This window comes from Paenibacillus sp. VTT E-133280 (genome assembly GCF_002264385.1).
Classification (GTDB): Bacteria; Bacillota; Bacilli; order Paenibacillales; family Paenibacillaceae; genus Paenibacillus_AQ; species Paenibacillus_AQ nitricinens.
Genome location: NZ_NFUX01000150.1, coordinates 1 through 2,143 on the forward strand (window position 1 = coordinate 1; position 2,143 = coordinate 2,143).

Here is a 2,143-nt window from a genome sequence, read left to right on the forward strand (position 1 = left end):
CCTTCCTCATCCCCGACATATCCCGGAGGTGCACCGACCAAGCGAGAAACACTGTGCTTCTCCATATACTCCGACATATCAATACGAATCATGCCATCTTCGCGATCAAACAGAGAGACTGCAAGCGATTTAGCCAGCTCCGTCTTCCCTACGCCAGTCGGGCCGAGGAACAGGAAGGAACCGATTGGTCGATTCGGATCTTTGATCCCTGCTCTAGCCCGGAGCACAGCATCGGCCACTAAGCTGACCGCTTCATCTTGGCCCACAACTCGTTGATGCAGCGTATCTTCCAGACGCAATAGCTTATCCCGTTCGCCTTCAACCAGTCGGCTAACCGGCACACCCGTCCAGCGCGATACAATATCTGCAATCTCCTCCTCGGTTACAGCTTCACGCAATAATCTTGTATCCTGATCCTGCTGTGCCGCTTCTTCTGCTGCTTTCAATTGCCGCTCCAGATCAGGAATGATGCCATAGCTAAGTTCCGCCGATTTATTCAGATCGTATTCCTCCTGTGCATCGACCAAATCCTTGCGGGCTTGCTCCAACCGTTTTTTGAGGTCGCGGATGCCTTGAATCGCTGATTTTTCCTTCTCCCAACGTGCAGTCATCCCAAGCTGCTTCTCCTTGAGATCAGCGAGTTCACGTTGTAAGATTTCCAGACGGCGTTTGCTGGCATCATCCGTTTCTTTTTTGAGCGCTGCTTCTTCAATCTCCATCTGCATCAGACGGCGGGTCACTTCATCCATCTCACCTGGCATGGAGTCAATCTCCGTCCGGATCATGGCGCAGGCTTCATCCACTAAGTCGATCGCTTTGTCCGGCAAAAAACGATCCGTAATGTAGCGGTTAGACAGAACGCCAGCAGCGACAAGGGCGCTGTCATGGATTTTGACTCCATGATGGACTTCGAAACGTTCCTTTAACCCACGCAGAATCGAGATCGTATCCTCAACATCCGGTTCGCTGACCAGCACCTGTTGGAAACGGCGTTCCAGCGCAGGGTCCTTCTCTATATACTTGCGGTATTCATCGAGCGTTGTGGCACCGATACAGTGCAGTTCGCCACGGGCCAGCATCGGCTTCAGCATATTGCCCGCATCCATCGAGCCTTCGGTTTTACCTGCGCCTACTATCGTGTGCAGCTCATCAATAAACAGAATAATACGGCCGTTACTTTCACGAACTTCCCTCAGTACCGCCTGCAGACGTTCTTCAAATTCACCACGGAACTTCGCGCCTGCTACAAGGGAACTCATATCCAGTGAGAAAATCGTCTTATCCTTCAGTCCCTCTGGCACGTCCTTGCGTACAATCCGGTGAGCCAAGCCTTCTACAATCGCAGTTTTCCCTACACCTGGCTCACCGATGAGGACAGGGTTATTCTTCGTTTTACGGGACAGAATACGGATCACACGGCGTATCTCTGCGTCTCGTCCGATAACGGGATCGATCTTGCCCGCGCGAACCTCTGCTACAAGATCACGCCCGTATTTCTCAAGTACCTCATAAGTAGCCTCCGGCTCCCGACTCGTCACACGCTGATGCCCACGAATCTCAGCAAGGATAGACATCAGCTTCTCGCGTGTTAATCCACGACTGACAAAAAGATCACGCAGCTCTCGATTCTCCCTGCTCGAATCCGACACCATGGCCAGCACTGCATGCTCTACCGAAACAAACTCATCTTGCATTTTCGCTGCTTCTTTCTCCGCCTGTTCCAGCAGATGAATCAGCGATTGCGAGGCATAACGCCGTACCGTGCTTGCCCCTGATCCGCTTATGCTTGGCTTACGCTGAAGCAGTTCATCCGTGCTTCGCAGCATCTCAGCTACGGGTACATTCATCTTTTGCAGCAGTCTTGGCAGTAAGCCTTCTTGCTGCTGGAGTAACGCTTTTAACAGATGGAGATTATCGATCTCCTGATGACCGCTGTCTGAAGCAAGCGACTGCGCCGCAGCCACTGCTTCCTGCAGCTTTTGAGTAAGTTTATTGAAATCCATAGCACTCTCACCTTTCTATTTAAGAATGATATATGGGATCGGCCGTTTGGACCGGGATCGGTTAGATTAGCGGGATTAATCACGTACATTTGGGCGAATCGGCCGCATTTGGTGCAATCCGTGGCTTTTTTGCTCTTCTT

General features: G+C 51.6%; 1 protein-coding gene. It reads right to left on the reverse strand.

Annotated features, from left to right (window positions below; translation table 11 throughout):
• The coding region (locus CA600_RS30495; protein WP_094874820.1) for an AAA family ATPase at nucleotides 1-2,003 on the reverse strand (2,003 nt) is incomplete at its 3' end.
• Between the last annotated feature and the right edge of the window lie 140 nt (nucleotides 2,004-2,143).